Source organism: Massilia consociata (assembly GCF_042432755.1).
Classification (GTDB): Bacteria; Pseudomonadota; Gammaproteobacteria; order Burkholderiales; family Burkholderiaceae_D; genus Telluria; species Telluria consociata.
Map to the genome: position 1 here is coordinate 1 of NZ_JBHLWP010000013.1, position 14,666 is coordinate 14,666.

Below are 14,666 nucleotides of genomic sequence, written 5' to 3' on the forward strand. Positions count from 1 at the left end.
CTGGTCTTGTCGAGGACTGAAAAACAGGTCGGCCACGACTATGGCGCTTTTATAGGCTTCTAAATAGACCGTGAGCCGTACAATTCGGCTTACGGATCCAGCTGATGAGTTTTTACACAGTCTGGGCCGATTGCGGACGTTCGGCAAGGCTCAGTGTATCCGGCTGTTGCCGATAGAGCAACGAGAGGGTTTTGTTAGGCGTACTAAGGCCGTGCCTCGACACAGGACCGGCACGGCAGGCCTGGCCCTGCTGCCTCTTTCCTGCTTCTGATTGCGTGCCTGCCGATGAATGCTCTGCTACGTAACCTCGTTTGTGCTTCCCTGCTCGCCAGCGCGCACGCGGCTGGGCAAACCGGACCGGCCAGCCCGCCGTCGCGCCAGCCCGCCGGGCAGCATGCGGCTGATCCTGCGGCCGTCCAGCCGACGCCCGCGCGCGGCCGCATCGCGGCCAAGCCGCTGTTCCGCGACCCGGTCTTCGACGGCGCCGCCGATCCCGTCGTCGTGCACAACCCCGCGCGGGGCAGCTGGTGGATGTTCTACACCAACCGCCGCGCCAACGCCGCGGATCTGCCGGGCGTATCGTGGGTGCACGGCACCCGGATCGGCATCGCCGAATCGCGCGACGAAGGCGCCACCTGGTCCTATGTCGGCACGGCCGACATCGAACTGCCGGCGGCGCTGGGCGGCGCGGGGGCGACGCACTGGGCACCCGACGTGGTGCGCGCCGACGATGGCAGCTGGCGCATGTTCCTGACCGTGGTGCCGGGCGTGTTCACGGACTGGAACCACCCGCGCCGCATCGTCCAGCTCACCAGCCCCGACCTGCGCACCTGGCGCAACGCCCGTGAGATCAAACTGGCTTCGGACCGCGTCATCGACGCCGCCGTCACCCGCCTCCCCGGCGGCGGCTGGCGCATGTGGTACAACAACGAGCGCGACCGCAAGGCGATCTATTACGCCGACAGTCCGGACCTGGCCAACTGGCTTGATCGCGGCCGCGTGGTGGCCGACCAGGCCGGCGAGGGGCCGAAGGTGTTCCAATGGCGCGGCGCCTGGTGGATGATCACCGACGTCTGGCGCGGCCTGGCCGTCTACCGCTCGCCGGATGCCATGCACTGGACCCGCCAGCCCGGCAACCTGCTGCAGCAGCCGGGACGCGGCCTTGACGACGGCGCTATCGGCGGGCATTGCGACGTGGTGGTGAACGGCAACCGCGCCTGGCTGTTCTACTTCACCCATCCCGGGCGCGGCGGCGTGCAGGGCGGCGCGGGTAGTGGGGCAGGAAGCGGCACGGACGGCCCCGAGCAGCGCCGCAGCACGATCCAGGTGACGGAGCTGTTCCTGTCCGGCGACACGTTGCGGGTGGAGCGCGATGCGCCGACGCGCATCGCGCTGAGTGGGGGCTGACAGCGTTCAACAAGTCAGCGTGCCGTCAATGCAGGTGATCGTATTGCCGCCAACCCAGATCGCCTCGTTCGAGATCGACAGGCGCAGCAGCCCGGCACGCCCGACCATCTCGCCTTGCGTAGCCAATAACGCGCTTCCGAAGCGCCCGAGCTGCCGGGTATGGCGCAGGTAGGCCGCCACCGCGCCGGTGCCGCTGCCGCACACCGGGTCTTCATTGACGCCATGGGCCGGCGCGAAGGCGCGCACCTCGATGCCCGCGGGGCTGCCCGGATCGTGCTCGCCGAAGATGACCACGCCCGTGCGCCTGCTGTGTTTGTCCTGCTCCCTCATGCGCTGCAGGTCCGGCTCGCAAGCCAGCACCGCCCGCGCGCTGGTCAGCTGGGCAACCATCCAGCGCGGGCCGACATCGACCAGGTAGGGCTCGGTGTTCACGTCGAGGTCTGCCCGGAGGATCGATTCCAATTGCCCGGCCTGGGCGGCGCTTAGGGCCGTCAGGCTCGGCGTGGGCAGTTCGAACGCAATCCAGGGAGCGCCCTGGCCTGCCCCCTCGTCCTGCTCCACCCGCAGCCTGACGGGTCCGGCAGCACATTGCTGCACCAGGACGCCATCCTTCGCCTGCACCATGCCCGCTTCCATCAGGGCATGCGCGGTGCCGATCGTCGGATGGCCCGCGAACGGCAGCTCGGCGCCGGGCGTGAAGATGCGGACCTGGTAGTCGGCGCCCTGCTCCGTCGGCGGCAGTACGAAGGTGGTTTCAGACAGGTTGGTCCAGCGGGCGATCTGCTGCATCTGCAGCGCCGAAAGTGCGGCGGCGTCGAGCACGACGGCGACCGGGTTGCCCTTGAACGGTACGGTGGTGAAGACGTCGACGGTCTTGATCGGTAGGCGTGCCATGCTTGGCTCCCGGTGCGTGAAGGCGAAGGCTGACGATGAGTGTACTCGCAAGGCCTTCCATCGGCCGCAGCATTGCCGGCGCACCAAAAAAAAGCGGACCGAAGTCCGCTTCCCTAGTGACGTCGCGTAGTGATTAACGCTTTTCGATCGTCGGCACGTCGCGCACCGGCGAGCCCACGAACAGCTGGCGCGGGCGGCCGATCTTCTGTTCCGGATCGGCGATCATCTCGTTCCACTGGGCGATCCAGCCGATGGTACGGGCCATGGCGAAGATACCGGTGAACAGCGAGACCGGGATGCCCAGGGCCGACTGCACGATGCCCGAGTAGAAGTCGACGTTCGGGTACAGCTTGCGCGAGACGAAGTATTCGTCTTCCAGCGCGATGCGTTCCAGTTCCATCGCCAGCTTGAACAGCGGGTCGTCCTGCAGGCCCAGCTCGTTCAGCACTTCGTGGCAGGTTTCGCGCATCAGCTTGGCGCGCGGGTCGAAGTTCTTGTACACGCGGTGACCGAAGCCCATCAGCTTCACGCCCGAGTTCTTGTCCTTGACCTTGGCGATGAAGGCCGGGATGTTCTCGACCGAGCCGATTTCCTTCAGCATGGTCAGTGCGGCTTCGTTCGCGCCGCCGTGTGCCGGGCCCCACAGGCAGGCGATGCCGGCAGCGATACAGGCGAACGGGTTGGCGCCCGACGAACCGGCCAGGCGGACGGTCGAGGTCGATGCGTTCTGCTCGTGGTCGGCGTGCAGGATCAGGATGCGGTCCAGGGCGCGCACCAGCACGTCGTTGACCTTGTACTCTTCGCACGGGTTGGCGAACATCATGTGCATGAAGTTCGCGCTGTACGACAGGTCGTTGCGCGGGTACATGAACGGCTGGCCGACCGAGTACTTGTATGCCATCGCGACCAGGGTCGGCAGCTTGGCGATCAGGCGGATGGCCGAGATCTCGCGCTGCTTGGGATCGTTGATGTCCAGCGAGTCGTGGTAGAACGAGGCCAGCGCGCCGACGGTGCCGACCAGGACCGACATCGGGTGCGCGTCGCGGCGGAAGCCGCGGAAGAAGAAGTTCATCTGCTCGTGAATCATCGTGTGGCGGGTCACGGTGTTCTCGAACTCGGCCTTCTGCTCGGCGTTCGGCAGCTCGCCGTTCAGCAGCAGGTAGCAGGTTTCCAGGAAGTCGCAGTTGACGGCCAGCTGCTCGATCGGGTAGCCGCGGTACAGCAGCTCGCCCTTGTCACCGTCGATGTAGGTGATGCTCGAGTTACAAGCGGCGGTCGACATGAAGCCAGGGTCGTAGGTGAACTTGCCGGTCTGGCCGTACAGCTTGCGGATGTCGATGACGTCCGGGCCGATGGTGCCCTTGTAGATCGGCATGTCGACCGACGGGCTGCCGTCGGAGAACGACAGGGTGGCTTTGGTATCAGAGATATTCATGGCACTTCCTTCTTGTGGGAGTGGATCTTAAAAACAAAAAACGAAAACTCGCCGGCTGATCCGGCCGGCGGGTCGGCCGAGCGGCTCAGCTGAACCGGTAGGCCGGACTACGCTTGCCGCAGCCGCGCCAGCAAGGCGCGCACGTGCGGCAGGTCGACCTCGCCCTCCGGCTCGGCGCGACCCAGCAGCAGGTCCATCAGCGGGTTGTCCGCCAGGTCCAGCAAGCGGGTCAGCGCATCGACTTCCTCGTCGGTCAATTCTTCTTCATGCGCGTCCAGAAAACGCGTGAGGATCAAATCGTTCTCGAGCAGGCCACGGCGGGCGCGCCAGCGCAGGCGGGCACGGTTCGTGGGGTCGGATTGATGCGTTTTCACTAGAGTCCGTTGGTCCGTTGTTGGGTCAACATCATACTCCGCATGCCGATATTAGGCAGTACGGTACTTTTACTGTATTTGCGGCATCTTTATATACAGATGCTGCAATTTACGCGGCAATGCTTCTGCCGCTTGGACGCGCGGTCGGCGCAGCCGACCACCCTACGGTATCGCGGTCCTGCAGGGTGGGCGGCTTGTCACCCACGCGGTCAACCCACGCGGGCGTGTCGAAACGCGGGCAGAACCTTAGATCGCGCGGCGGACCAGCAATTCCTTGATCTTGCCGATCGCCTTGTTCGGGTTCAGGCCCTTCGGGCACACGTCCGTGCAGTTCATGATCGAGTGGCAGCGGAACAGGCGGTACGGGTCTTCCAGGTTGTCCAGGCGCGCGTTGGTCGCTTCGTCGCGCGAGTCGGCGATGAAGCGGTAGGCCTGCAGCAGGCCTGCCGGGCCGACGAACTTGTCCGGGTTCCACCAGAACGACGGGCACGAGGTCGAGCAGCAGGCGCACAGGATGCACTCGTACAGGCCGTCGAGCTCTTCGCGCTCTTCCGGGGTCTGCAGGCGTTCCTTTTCCGGCTTGATCGAATCGTTGATCAGGTACGGCTTGATCGAGTGGTACTGCTTGAAGAAGTTGGTCATGTCCACGATCAGGTCGCGGATGACCGGCAGGCCCGGCAGCGGACGCAGCACGATCGGCTGGGTCAGCTCGTTCAGGTTGGTGGTGCAGGCCAGGCCATTCTTGCCGTTGATGTTCATTGCGTCCGAACCGCACACGCCTTCGCGGCAGGAGCGGCGCAGGGCCAGCGAATCGTCGACGTCCGACTTGATGCGCTGGAGAACGTCGAGCAGCATCTTGTCGGTGTCTTGCAGCTCGACGGTGACGTCTTGCATGTAAGGCTTCGTATCCTTGTCCGGATCGTAGCGGTAAATCTTCAGTTGGACGGTGCGTGCCATGTTTTTACCTGTAGGTTTTGCTTCACTGCGCGGGCCGCGAACGGAAATCGCGGCCCTTCGCAAAATTAGAAAGTACGGGCCTTCGGCTTGAAGGTGTCGACGGTCAGCGGCTTGGTCACCACAGCCTTGTACTCGAGGCGGTTGCCTTCCGAGAAGAACAAGGTGTGCTTCATGAAGTTCTCGTCGTCGCGGGTCGGGTAGTCGCTGTGGGCGTGGGCGCCGCGCGATTCCTTGCGCGCCGCGGCCGACACGATGGTCGCCTTGGCGGTCTCGATCAGGTTGTCGAGTTCCAGCGCTTCCACGCGGGCGGTGTTGAACACCTTCGACTTGTCCTTGAACGAGACGTGCTTGCGGCGCTCGTCCAGCTTCATGATTTCCTTGACGCCGGCATCGAGCAGTTCCTGGGTACGGAACACGCCGCAGAACTTCTGCATGGCGGCGCGGATGTCGTTGGCCACGTGCTGGACCTTCTCGCCGCCGGTCGAGGTCTCGAGGCGGTTCAGGCGCTCCAGCGCGACGTCGGCGGCGTCCTTCGGCAGGGCCTTGTTGACCTTCTGCTTCAGGTTCTGCGCCACCACGTGGTTGCCGGCCGCGCGGCCGAACACCACCAGGTCGAGCAGCGAGTTGGTGCCCAGGCGGTTGGCGCCGTGGACCGACACGCAGGCGCATTCGCCGATCGCGTACAGGCCGCCCACGATCTTCTGGCCGCCGGCACCGTCAGGTGCGACGACCTGGCCGTGGATGTTGGTCGGGATGCCGCCCATCTGGTAGTGGATGGTCGGGACGACCGGGATCGGTTCCTTGGTCGCGTCGACGTTGGCGAACTTGTGGCCGATTTCCAGGATCGACGGCAGACGCTTTTCGATGGTGTCCTTGCCGATGTGGCGCAGGTCCAGCAGCACATGGTCCTTGTTCGGACCGCAGCCGCGGCCTTCCTTGATCTCCTGGTCCATCGAACGCGAGACGAAGTCGCGTGGCGCCAGGTCCTTCAGGGTCGGCGCGTAGCGCTCCATGAAGCGTTCGCCGTTCGAGTTGATCAGGATACCGCCCTCGCCGCGCACGCCCTCGGTGATGAGCACGCCCGCGCCGGACACGCCGGTCGGGTGGAACTGCCAGAACTCCATGTCCTGCAGCGGCAGGCCGGCGCGCGCCGCCATGCCCATGCCGTCGCCGGTGTTGATGAAGGCGTTGGTCGATGCGGCGAAGATGCGGCCTGCGCCGCCGGTGGCGAAGATGGTGGTCTTCGCTTCCAGGATCATCACGTCGCCGGTTTCCATTTCCAGGGCCAGCACGCCGACCACGTCGCCCTCGGCGTCGCGGATCAGGTCCAGGGCCATCCACTCGACGAAGAAGTGGGTGCGGGCACGGACATTACGCTGGTACAGGGTGTGCAGCAGCGCGTGGCCGGTACGGTCGGCCGCCGCGCAGGCGCGCTGGACCGGCTTTTCGCCGAAGTTCGCGGTGTGGCCGCCGAACGGGCGCTGGTAGATGGTGCCGTCCGGGTTGCGGTCGAACGGCATGCCGAAGTGTTCGAGCTCGTACACGACCTTCGGTGCTTCGCGGCACATGAATTCGATTGCATCCTGGTCGCCCAGGTAGTCGCCACCCTTGACGGTGTCGAACATGTGCCAGTACCAGTCGTCCTCGCTCATGTTGCCCAGCGAAGCACCGATGCCGCCCTGGGCAGCCACGGTGTGCGAACGGGTCGGGAACACTTTCGACAGCACCGCCACGTTCAGGCCGGCTTCGGCCAGCTGCAGCGATGCACGCATGCCGGAACCGCCGGCGCCAACGATGACCGCGTCAAAGCGGCGGGTAGGGATTGCAGTTTTGATTGCTGCCACGATTACACACTCCAGAGAATTTGCACGGTCCAGGCGGCGCAGGCGAGCAGCCAGAAGATGGTCGCCAGTTGCAGCATCAGGCGAAGGCCTGCCGATTTGACGTAGTCCATCCAGATGTCACGGACGCCGACCCAGGCGTGGTAGAACAGGCCCAGGAAGGTCACCAGCGCGAACAGCTTGAACCACTGCTTGGCGAACAGGCCCGCCCAGCCTTCGTAGGTGAAATTCTGGCCGGTCAGGAAGGCGACCAGCAGGACAACGGTGAAGACGGCCATGACGATGGCGGTGACGCGCTGCGCCAGCCAGTCCTTCACGCCATAATGGGCGCCGACGACGAGGCGGCGCGGTCCGATATTATTCTTGTTTGCCATGATTAAAAGACTCCGAACAGTTTCAGGCCGACCAGCACGGTCAGCGCCAGGCTAATGACCAGCACCCAGCGTGCGGTCTTCTGCGCAGCATCCTTGTCCAGGGCAATGTGGTTGTCCATGAACAGGTGGCGGACGCCGGCGACGAAGTGATGCAGGTAGGCCCAGGACAGGCCCAGCAGGATGATCTTGGCGAACGGGTTATCGACGATACCGCGGAAATGCTCGAACGAGATTTCGGACACCAGGCTTTGCTGCAGCAGGTACAGCAGGAACGGCAGGAACAGGAACAGGCCCGCCCCGCTGACGCGGTGCAGGATCGACACGATGGCCGATGGTGGCATGCGATATTTGCTAGTAATATCCCCAATGCCAACGTTGCGGAACTCCGGCCGCCCTTTTTTGCTTGCTTCTCTCACGGCTTCGGACATGGTACACCTCCCTCTATGACGACAGTTTTTTAATGAACCCTTCATTTTCGCCGATTTTGTGACGGGGCACCAAGCATCCAGTAGAAGAAAACCGGGGCATCCCTGCGGCGAACCGGGCACTGTTCGTCGCTTACGCAAAACCAACTTATTTTAATCGCTCCGTGCGATCCCTGCAGAGGCTCTAGCCCTTGTAGCGTGGGCAGGTTTCCTGCCCACGCGGCCAACTATCGGCGGCACTGCCGCGACAATTCAACCGAAACCTATCACCGCGTGGGCGGGAAAACAGTCCACCGGACTCTTTTCCCCCGCCCACCCTACGGATTTCGTTCTCACATCCGTTACGACAGCTCGTTCTGGTAATGGTGGCGCGCCGTCGAGTAGATCCCGCGCCGCAGCTCGACCGGCTTGTCGCCGTACGTGAACGACACCCGGTCCGCGCACAGCAGCGGCGTGCCCTCGGGCACCTTCAGGTGTTCGCTGGCGGCGGCATCGGCCGCCACCGCGCGGATCTTTTCGGTGGCGCGGATCATGCGCGTGCCGAACTCGGACTCGAACAGCCCGTACATCGGCCCCTTGTATTCCACCAGGCGCTCGGCGCTCAAGCCCTTGAACAGTTGCCCCGGCAGCCACAACTCCTCCAGGATGGTCGGCACCCCGTCGAACGACTGCACCCGCTTGATGTACACGACCGCGTCGCCCGACTTCAGTTCGAGCAGGCGCGCGACCTCGGCCGTGGCGCGGATGCGCAGCACGGCGATGAAGCGGTTGTCCGGATGGTGGGGAATGCCCTCGTCGGGCATCAGGCGCAGGAAGCGGAAATGCGCGCGCTCTTCGGCATGGCTGGCAACAAACGTGCCCTTGCCCTGGCGGCGCACCACCAGGTTCTCGGCCGCGAGCTCGTCGATCGCCTTGCGCACCGTGCCCTGGCTGACCTTGAACCGCCCCGCCAGTTCGACCTCGCTCGGCATCAGCTCGCCAGGCTTCCATTCGCCCGACTGCAGGCTCTGGGTGATCAATGCCTTGATCTGCTGGTACAGCGGGCGGAACGACGGCGATGCGTCGGTGCCGCTCGCATCGCTGCTGGTGGACGGATGGGGGTTCATAGACCGCGATTTCACCACAAATGTGCATATCCGTCCAGTATATGACTGCCAAGACATGTGTCTTATATAAGACATATGATATGAATTGACAGATAGAATACTCGAGGCATAAACTCGCGGTCGGCTGGACCTCGGCGCGCCCATGCTGGCAAGGCCCTCAATGGTCGCGCGCGATATCCATTTGACAGGGTGCCTCTTTTGGTATCATTGCTGTTTTCCCAAACAGGCATTCCTCGGCTCGACCGTTTTCATTCCCACTTTGGAGATTCATCATGGCTAAAACCCCAATGCGCGTTGCCGTCACCGGCGCGGCCGGCCAGATCGGCTATTCCCTGCTGTTCCGCATCGCCAACGGCGACATGCTGGGCAAGGACCAGCCGGTCATCCTGCAGCTGCTCGAGATCGACAACGAGAAGGCACAGAAGGCGCTCAAGGGCGTCATGATGGAAATCGACGACTGCGCATTCCCGCTGCTGGCCGGCATGACCGCCCACGCCGACCCGATGACCGCCTTCAAGGACGCCGACGTGGCCCTGCTGGTCGGCGCCCGTCCGCGCGGCCCGGGCATGGAGCGCAAGGACCTGCTCGAAGCCAACGCCCAGATCTTCACCGTGCAGGGCAAGGCGCTGGACGCCGTCGCTTCGCGTGACGTGAAAGTGCTGGTGGTCGGCAACCCGGCCAACACCAACGCCTACATCGCCATGAAGTCGGCCCCGAACCTGCCGGCCAAGAACTTCACCGCCATGCTGCGCCTGGACCACAACCGCGCCCTGTCGCAGGTTGCCGCCAAGCTGAACAAGCCGGTCGGCGCCATCGAGAAGATGGCCGTGTGGGGCAACCACTCGCCGACCATGTACGCCGACTACCGCTTCGCGACCATCGACGGCCAGTCGGTCAAGGAAATGATCAACGACGACGCCTGGAACCGCGACACCTTCCTGCCGACCGTCGGCAAGCGCGGCGCAGCGATCATCGAAGCGCGTGGCGCCTCGTCGGCGGCATCGGCCGCCAACGCGGCGATCGACCACGTGCGTGACTGGGTGCTGGGCACCGGCGGCAAGTGGACCACCATGGGCATCCCGTCGGACGGTTCGTACGGCATCCCGGAAGGCGTGATGTTCGGCTTCCCGGTGACCACCGAGAACGGCGAGTACAAGATCGTCCAGGGCCTGGAGATCGACGAGTTCTCGCAAGAGCGCATCAACCTGACGCTGAAAGAGCTCGAAGAAGAGCGCGCCGGCGTCGCTCACCTGCTGGCATAAGCGCCGGCAGCGTGTTTTAAGAACGGTGCAGGCCTTGCCTGCGCCACCCGTGCCGTGCCGTGCAGCGTCCATCCTGCCGGCATGGCCGATTCGTTTCAAGACCGACCATGCATCCTTCCGAGGTTTTATTCCAGGGCAAACGCCAGCCGCTCCTGCTCCCCGCCTGCGACCACTACGCCGGCTCGGAGAAGCTGATGCGCAAATCGATGGCCCTGCAACAAGAGCTTGGGCCCCTGTTCGACATCACCTTCGATTGCGAAGACGGCGCCATTGCCGGAGCAGAGGCCGAACACGCCCTGCTGGTGACCCAACTGATCAACAGCGAGGACAATCGCTTCAACCGCATCGGCGTGCGCCTGCACGACACCAAGAGCGTGCACTTCGCGGGCGACGTGGCCGCCATCGTCGGCGCCACCGCTGCGCGCCTGGCCTACGTGGTGCTGCCGAAGGTGGAGAGCGTCGACGAAGTCCGCGGCGCCATCGACCTGATCAACCAGCATGCCGCCAGGGCCGGCCGGTCGGACCTGCCGGTGCACGTGCTGATCGAAACCCATGGCGCGCTGCGCGCGGCCTACGACATCGCTGCCCTGCCCCAGGTCGAGTGCCTGTCCTTCGGCATCATGGACTTTGTATCAAGCCACTACGGCGCCGTGCCGGCCAGCGCCATGCGCACCCCGGGCCAGTTCACGCACCCGCTGGTGGTGCGCGCCAAGCTCGAAATGGTCGCGGCCTGCCATGCGCACGGCAAAGTGGCCTCGCATAACGTGACTACCGACATCAGGGACAGCGCGGTGGTGGCCAACGACGCCCAGCGCGCCGGCGCCGAATTTGGCTTCACCCGGATGTGGAGCATCCATCCGGACCAGATCAAGCCGATCCTGAAAGCCTTCACGCCGCGCCTGTCGGAAGTGAACGAAGCCACCAACATCCTGACCGAAGCGATGAATGCGGGATGGGGCCCCATCGCCCAGCACGGCCGCTTGCACGACCGTGCGAGCTACCGATATTATTGGACCGTGTTGCAGCGCGCGAAACTGGCTGGCCTGGCGCTGCCGGAAGCCGCCGCGGCAATCGTCAACCACACGGAATCCAACTGATGGCCCCCCTCCTCCCCCGACTCCTGGCCGCCTGCGCATGTGCGCTCGCGGCTGCCGGCATATGCGCGCCCGCGTCTGCCGCACCCGAAAAACACCCGAAAGCCGAAGCGGTCCTGAAAGCCAAGGCCAAGCCGAAAGCGGCACCGAAGAAGGCGGCGAAAGCCGCCGCCGGCGCCGCGGTTGCCGGCGCTGCCGGCGCAGCCGCGGCGGTGGCGCACAAGCCGGAAGACGAAGCCGAGCCGGACATCACCGACACGGTCGTCACCGAGTATGCGTGCGAACTCGGCAACAAGCTCACGATCTACACGAACGCGAGCGACGACGCCCACATCGCGCTGCGCTGGAAGAAGCGCCTGCACCGCATGAACCGCGTCGGCACCACCACGGGCGCGCTGCGCTTCGAGAATCCGTACTGGGGCCTGGTCTGGATCGGCATCCCGTCCAAGGGCATCCTGCTGGACTCGAAGCTGAACCGCCAGCTGGCCAACGAATGCAAGAACGCCGAGCAGGCTGCGACGGTCACGGCCGCGGCGCCTGCGCAAAAGAACGGATGATGCACGGCGCAAGCCGGGTATCGCCTGAGTTTAAGCTGCACTACTTAAGCTGCACTAACGGTATTGAAATAACAATATCCCCACTGAAGGAGAGATAATGTCTCACAACACCCTCAACACTCTGAAGGAATTCCCGGCCGGCGCCGGCCGTACCGGCCAGTACTACTCGCTGCCAGCCCTGGGTGAAGCCCTCGGTGTGAACCTGTCGCGCCTGCCGGTGTCGATCCGTATCGTCCTCGAATCCGTGCTGCGTAACTGCGACGGCAAGAAGGTCACCGAAGAGCACATCAAGCAGCTCGCCAACTGGGGCGCCACCGCCGAGCGTACCGACGAGATCCCGTTCGTCGTCGCCCGCGTCGTGCTGCAGGACTTCACCGGCGTGCCGCTGCTGGCCGACCTGGCCGCCATGCGCAACGTCGCCGCCAAGACCGGCGCCGATCCGAAGAAGATCGAGCCGCTGGTGCCGGTCGACCTGGTGGTCGACCACTCGGTCACCATCGACCACTTCCGCGAGCCGGGCGCGCTCGACCTGAACATGAAACTGGAATTCCAGCGCAATAACGAGCGCTACCAGTTCATGAAGTGGGGCATGCAGGCATTCGACACCTTCGGCGTCGTGCCGCCGGGCTTCGGCATCGTCCACCAGGTCAACCTGGAATACCTGGCACGCGGCGTGATGCGCCAGGGCGACGTGTTCTACCCGGACACCCTGGTGGGCACCGACTCGCACACCACCATGATCAACGGCGTCGGCGTTGTCGGCTGGGGCGTGGGCGGCATCGAGGCGGAAGCCGGCATGCTGGGCCAGCCGGTCTACTTCCTGACCCCGGACGTCATCGGCGTCAACCTGAAGGGCAAGCTGCGCGAAGGCTGCACCGCGACCGACCTGGTCCTCACGGTCACCGAAATGCTGCGCCATGCAAAAGTCGTGGGCAAGTTCGTCGAGTTCTTCGGCGAAGGCACCCGCTCGCTGTCGACCACCGACCGCGCCACCATCGCCAACATGGCCCCGGAATACGGCGCGACCATGGGCTTCTTCCCGGTGGATGAAGCAACCGTCGACTACTTCCGCGGCACCGGCCGTACCGAAGAAGAACTGGCTGCCTTCGAAGGCTACTACAAGGCCCAGGGCATGTTCGGCATCCCGCAGGAAGGCGAGATCGACTACACCCGCGTGCTGGAACTGGACCTGTCGACCGTGACCCCGTCGCTGGCCGGCCCGAAGCGCCCGCAGGACCGTATCGAGCTGGGCCACGTGAAGAACACCTTCACCGAACTGTTCAGCAAGCCGACCACCCAGAACGGCTTCAACAAGTCGCCGGAAGACCTGTCGAAAGTCTACGAGACCAGCAACGGCGTGCGCGTGAAGAACGGCGACGTCCTGATCGCCGCGATCACCTCGTGCACCAACACCTCGAACCCGAGCGTGCTGCTGGCTGCCGGCCTGCTGGCCAAGAAAGCGGTCGAGCGCGGCCTGACCGTGGCGCCGCACATCAAGTCCTCGCTGGCCCCCGGCTCGCGCGTGGTCACCGAATACCTGACCGCCGCCGGCCTGCTGCCTTACCTGGAAAAGCTGGGCTTCGGCGTGACCGCCTACGGCTGCACCACCTGCATCGGCAACGCCGGCGACCTGACCCCGGAATTGAACGCCGCGATCGTCGAGAACGACATCGTCGCGTCGGCCGTCCTGTCGGGCAATCGTAACTTCGAAGCGCGTATCCACCCGAACATCCGCTCGAACTTCCTGGCCTCGCCGCCGCTGGTCGTCGCCTACGCGATCGCCGGCAACATGACGAAGGACCTGATGAGCGAGCCGGTTGGCCGCGACCAGAACGGTGTCGACGTCTACCTGGGCGACATCTGGCCGTCGTCGCAGGAAGTCGGCGAACTGATGCGCCTGGCGATGAACTCGGAGGTGTACAAGAAGAACTACGCCGACGTGAAGGGCAACCCGGGCGAACTGTGGGAGCGCGTGTCGTCGACCGAAGGCCAGGTCTACAACTGGCCGGAATCGACCTACATCGCCGAGCCGCCGTTCTTCGCCGACTTCGAGATGACCCCGAAGGCTGCCGCCACCGGCATCACCGGCGCGCGCGCGCTGGGCGTGTTCGGCGACTCGATCACCACCGACCACATCTCGCCGGCAGGTTCGATCAAGGAAGACGGCCCGGCAGGCAAGTGGCTGAAGGACCATGGCGTCCTGAAGGCCGACTTCAACTCCTACGGCTCGCGCCGCGGCAACCACGAGATCATGATGCGCGGCACCTTCGCCAACGTGCGCATCAAGAACAAGATGATCCCGCCAAAAGCGGACGGTTCGGCGGTCGAAGGCGGCATCACGATCCACCAACCGACCGGCGAACAGATGTCGATCTACGACGCGGCAATGAAGTACGTGGCGGAAGGCACCCCGACCATGATCTTCGGCGGCGAAGAGTATGGCACCGGCTCGTCGCGCGACTGGGCAGCCAAGGGCACCCAGCTGCTGGGCGTGAAGGCCGTGGTGGTCCGTTCGTACGAGCGTATCCACCGTTCGAACCTGGTGGGCATGGGCGTGCTGCCGCTGCAGTTCATCGGCAACGACAGCGTCGAGTCCTTGGGCATTACCGGTAAGGAAACCTACGACCTGAAGGGCCTGGAAGGCGAGATCAAGCCGCAACAACTGGCCACCCTGGTGATCCACCGCGAAAACGGCGAATCGCAGGAAGTGCAAGTGCTGCTGCGTATCGACACCCCGATCGAAGTCGACTACTACAAGCATGGCGGCATCCTGCCGTTCGTGCTGCGCCAGCTGCTGGCTGCGTAATTGGCAGGGCCCGCGCGAGCGGGCTGCTTGCCGCGCAAGTGAAAAGGCCGGGACCCGCGAGGGTTCCGGCCTTTTGTCTTTGCCAGGTGGTGCCGCAACGGCACTTCTGCAGCTGCCGTGCCGCGCCGAGCGCC

The 14,666-nt window shown here is 64.5% G+C and carries 13 protein-coding genes; 5 read left to right on the top strand and 8 right to left on the bottom strand.

What is annotated here, in order from left to right; translation table 11 throughout:
• Nucleotides 1-285: 285 nt before the first annotated feature.
• A complete protein-coding gene (locus ACFFJK_RS13375; RefSeq protein ID WP_379679755.1) occupies nucleotides 286-1,407 on the top strand; it encodes a glycoside hydrolase family protein in 1,122 nt (373 codons plus the stop codon).
• 6 nt (nucleotides 1,408-1,413) lie between these two features.
• Here ACFFJK_RS13375 and ACFFJK_RS13380 read toward each other — a convergent pair whose 3' ends face one another.
• The 8 genes from ACFFJK_RS13380 to ACFFJK_RS13415 all read right to left on the bottom strand — a co-directional run bounded on the left by ACFFJK_RS13380 (nucleotide 1,414) and on the right by ACFFJK_RS13415 (nucleotide 8,813).
• Nucleotides 1,414-2,301, bottom strand: a complete 888-nt coding sequence (locus tag ACFFJK_RS13380; protein ID WP_379679757.1) for a PhzF family protein — start codon at nucleotides 2,299-2,301, stop codon at nucleotides 1,414-1,416.
• Between the two features lie 133 nt (nucleotides 2,302-2,434).
• Nucleotides 2,435-3,736 carry a citrate synthase gene (gene gltA / locus ACFFJK_RS13385; protein ID WP_379679758.1) on the bottom strand — a complete coding sequence of 434 codons (1,302 nt, stop codon included), beginning with the start codon at nucleotides 3,734-3,736 and terminating at the stop codon, nucleotides 2,435-2,437.
• A gap of 107 nt (nucleotides 3,737-3,843) precedes the next feature.
• Nucleotides 3,844-4,110, bottom strand: coding sequence for an FAD assembly factor SdhE (locus ACFFJK_RS13390; RefSeq protein ID WP_379679760.1), 267 nt, complete (start codon nucleotides 4,108-4,110; stop codon nucleotides 3,844-3,846).
• Nucleotides 4,111-4,356: 246 nt separating this feature from the next.
• Entirely contained in the window at nucleotides 4,357-5,067 is a 711-nt protein-coding gene (locus tag ACFFJK_RS13395) for a succinate dehydrogenase iron-sulfur subunit (protein ID WP_379679762.1), read from the bottom strand.
• 65 nt (nucleotides 5,068-5,132) lie between these two features.
• The gene (gene sdhA / locus ACFFJK_RS13400) at nucleotides 5,133-6,911 is read right to left on the bottom strand and encodes a succinate dehydrogenase flavoprotein subunit (RefSeq protein ID WP_379679763.1); all 1,779 of its coding nucleotides are present in this window, start codon (nucleotides 6,909-6,911) and stop codon (nucleotides 5,133-5,135) included.
• Between the two features lie 2 nt (nucleotides 6,912-6,913).
• Entirely contained in the window at nucleotides 6,914-7,282 is a 369-nt protein-coding gene (gene sdhD / locus ACFFJK_RS13405) for a succinate dehydrogenase, hydrophobic membrane anchor protein (protein WP_379679764.1), read from the bottom strand.
• Between the two features lie 2 nt (nucleotides 7,283-7,284).
• On the bottom strand, nucleotides 7,285-7,710 hold the full coding sequence (sdhC, locus tag ACFFJK_RS13410) for a succinate dehydrogenase, cytochrome b556 subunit (RefSeq protein WP_379679766.1): 426 nt from the start codon (nucleotides 7,708-7,710) through the stop codon (nucleotides 7,285-7,287).
• A 338-nt stretch (nucleotides 7,711-8,048) separates the two neighbouring features.
• The gene (locus ACFFJK_RS13415) at nucleotides 8,049-8,813 is read right to left on the bottom strand and encodes a GntR family transcriptional regulator (RefSeq protein ID WP_379679767.1); all 765 of its coding nucleotides are present in this window, start codon (nucleotides 8,811-8,813) and stop codon (nucleotides 8,049-8,051) included.
• 272 nt (nucleotides 8,814-9,085) lie between these two features.
• Here ACFFJK_RS13415 and ACFFJK_RS13420 point away from each other — a divergent pair, with 272 nt between their 5' ends.
• The 4 genes from ACFFJK_RS13420 (at nucleotide 9,086) to acnA (ending at nucleotide 14,532) form a co-directional block, all read left to right on the top strand.
• A complete protein-coding gene (locus ACFFJK_RS13420) occupies nucleotides 9,086-10,075 on the top strand; it encodes a malate dehydrogenase (RefSeq protein WP_379679768.1) in 990 nt (329 codons plus the stop codon).
• 107 nt (nucleotides 10,076-10,182) lie between these two features.
• Nucleotides 10,183-11,172 carry an HpcH/HpaI aldolase/citrate lyase family protein gene (locus ACFFJK_RS13425; RefSeq protein ID WP_379679769.1) on the top strand — a complete coding sequence of 330 codons (990 nt, stop codon included), beginning with the start codon at nucleotides 10,183-10,185 and terminating at the stop codon, nucleotides 11,170-11,172.
• Complete coding sequence (locus ACFFJK_RS13430) at nucleotides 11,172-11,726, top strand: hypothetical protein (RefSeq protein ID WP_379679770.1); 555 nt, start codon at nucleotides 11,172-11,174, stop codon at nucleotides 11,724-11,726. The genes ACFFJK_RS13425 and ACFFJK_RS13430 overlap by 1 nt, the downstream gene beginning before the upstream one ends.
• 97 nt (nucleotides 11,727-11,823) lie before the next feature.
• On the top strand, nucleotides 11,824-14,532 hold the full coding sequence (gene acnA, locus ACFFJK_RS13435) for an aconitate hydratase AcnA (protein ID WP_379679771.1): 2,709 nt from the start codon (nucleotides 11,824-11,826) through the stop codon (nucleotides 14,530-14,532).
• The last annotated feature ends 134 nt before the right edge of the window (nucleotides 14,533-14,666 follow it).

Coding starts and splice junctions, on each gene's coding strand:
- ACFFJK_RS13420 (WP_379679768.1), top strand. CDS start 9,086: ATGGCTAAAACCCCAATGCGCGTTGCCGTCACCGGCGCGGCCGGCCAG.
- ACFFJK_RS13425 (WP_379679769.1), top strand. CDS start 10,183: ATGCATCCTTCCGAGGTTTTATTCCAGGGCAAACGCCAGCCGCTCCTG.
- ACFFJK_RS13375 (WP_379679755.1), top strand. CDS start 286: ATGAATGCTCTGCTACGTAACCTCGTTTGTGCTTCCCTGCTCGCCAGC.
- ACFFJK_RS13380 (WP_379679757.1), bottom strand. CDS start 2,301: ATGGCACGCCTACCGATCAAGACCGTCGACGTCTTCACCACCGTACCG.
- ACFFJK_RS13430 (WP_379679770.1), top strand. CDS start 11,172: ATGGCCCCCCTCCTCCCCCGACTCCTGGCCGCCTGCGCATGTGCGCTC.
- sdhC (WP_379679766.1), bottom strand. CDS start 7,710: ATGTCCGAAGCCGTGAGAGAAGCAAGCAAAAAAGGGCGGCCGGAGTTC.
- sdhD (WP_379679764.1), bottom strand. CDS start 7,282: ATGGCAAACAAGAATAATATCGGACCGCGCCGCCTCGTCGTCGGCGCC.
- acnA (WP_379679771.1), top strand. CDS start 11,824: ATGTCTCACAACACCCTCAACACTCTGAAGGAATTCCCGGCCGGCGCC.
- ACFFJK_RS13415 (WP_379679767.1), bottom strand. CDS start 8,813: ATGAACCCCCATCCGTCCACCAGCAGCGATGCGAGCGGCACCGACGCA.
- ACFFJK_RS13395 (WP_379679762.1), bottom strand. CDS start 5,067: ATGGCACGCACCGTCCAACTGAAGATTTACCGCTACGATCCGGACAAG.
- gltA (WP_379679758.1), bottom strand. CDS start 3,736: ATGAATATCTCTGATACCAAAGCCACCCTGTCGTTCTCCGACGGCAGC.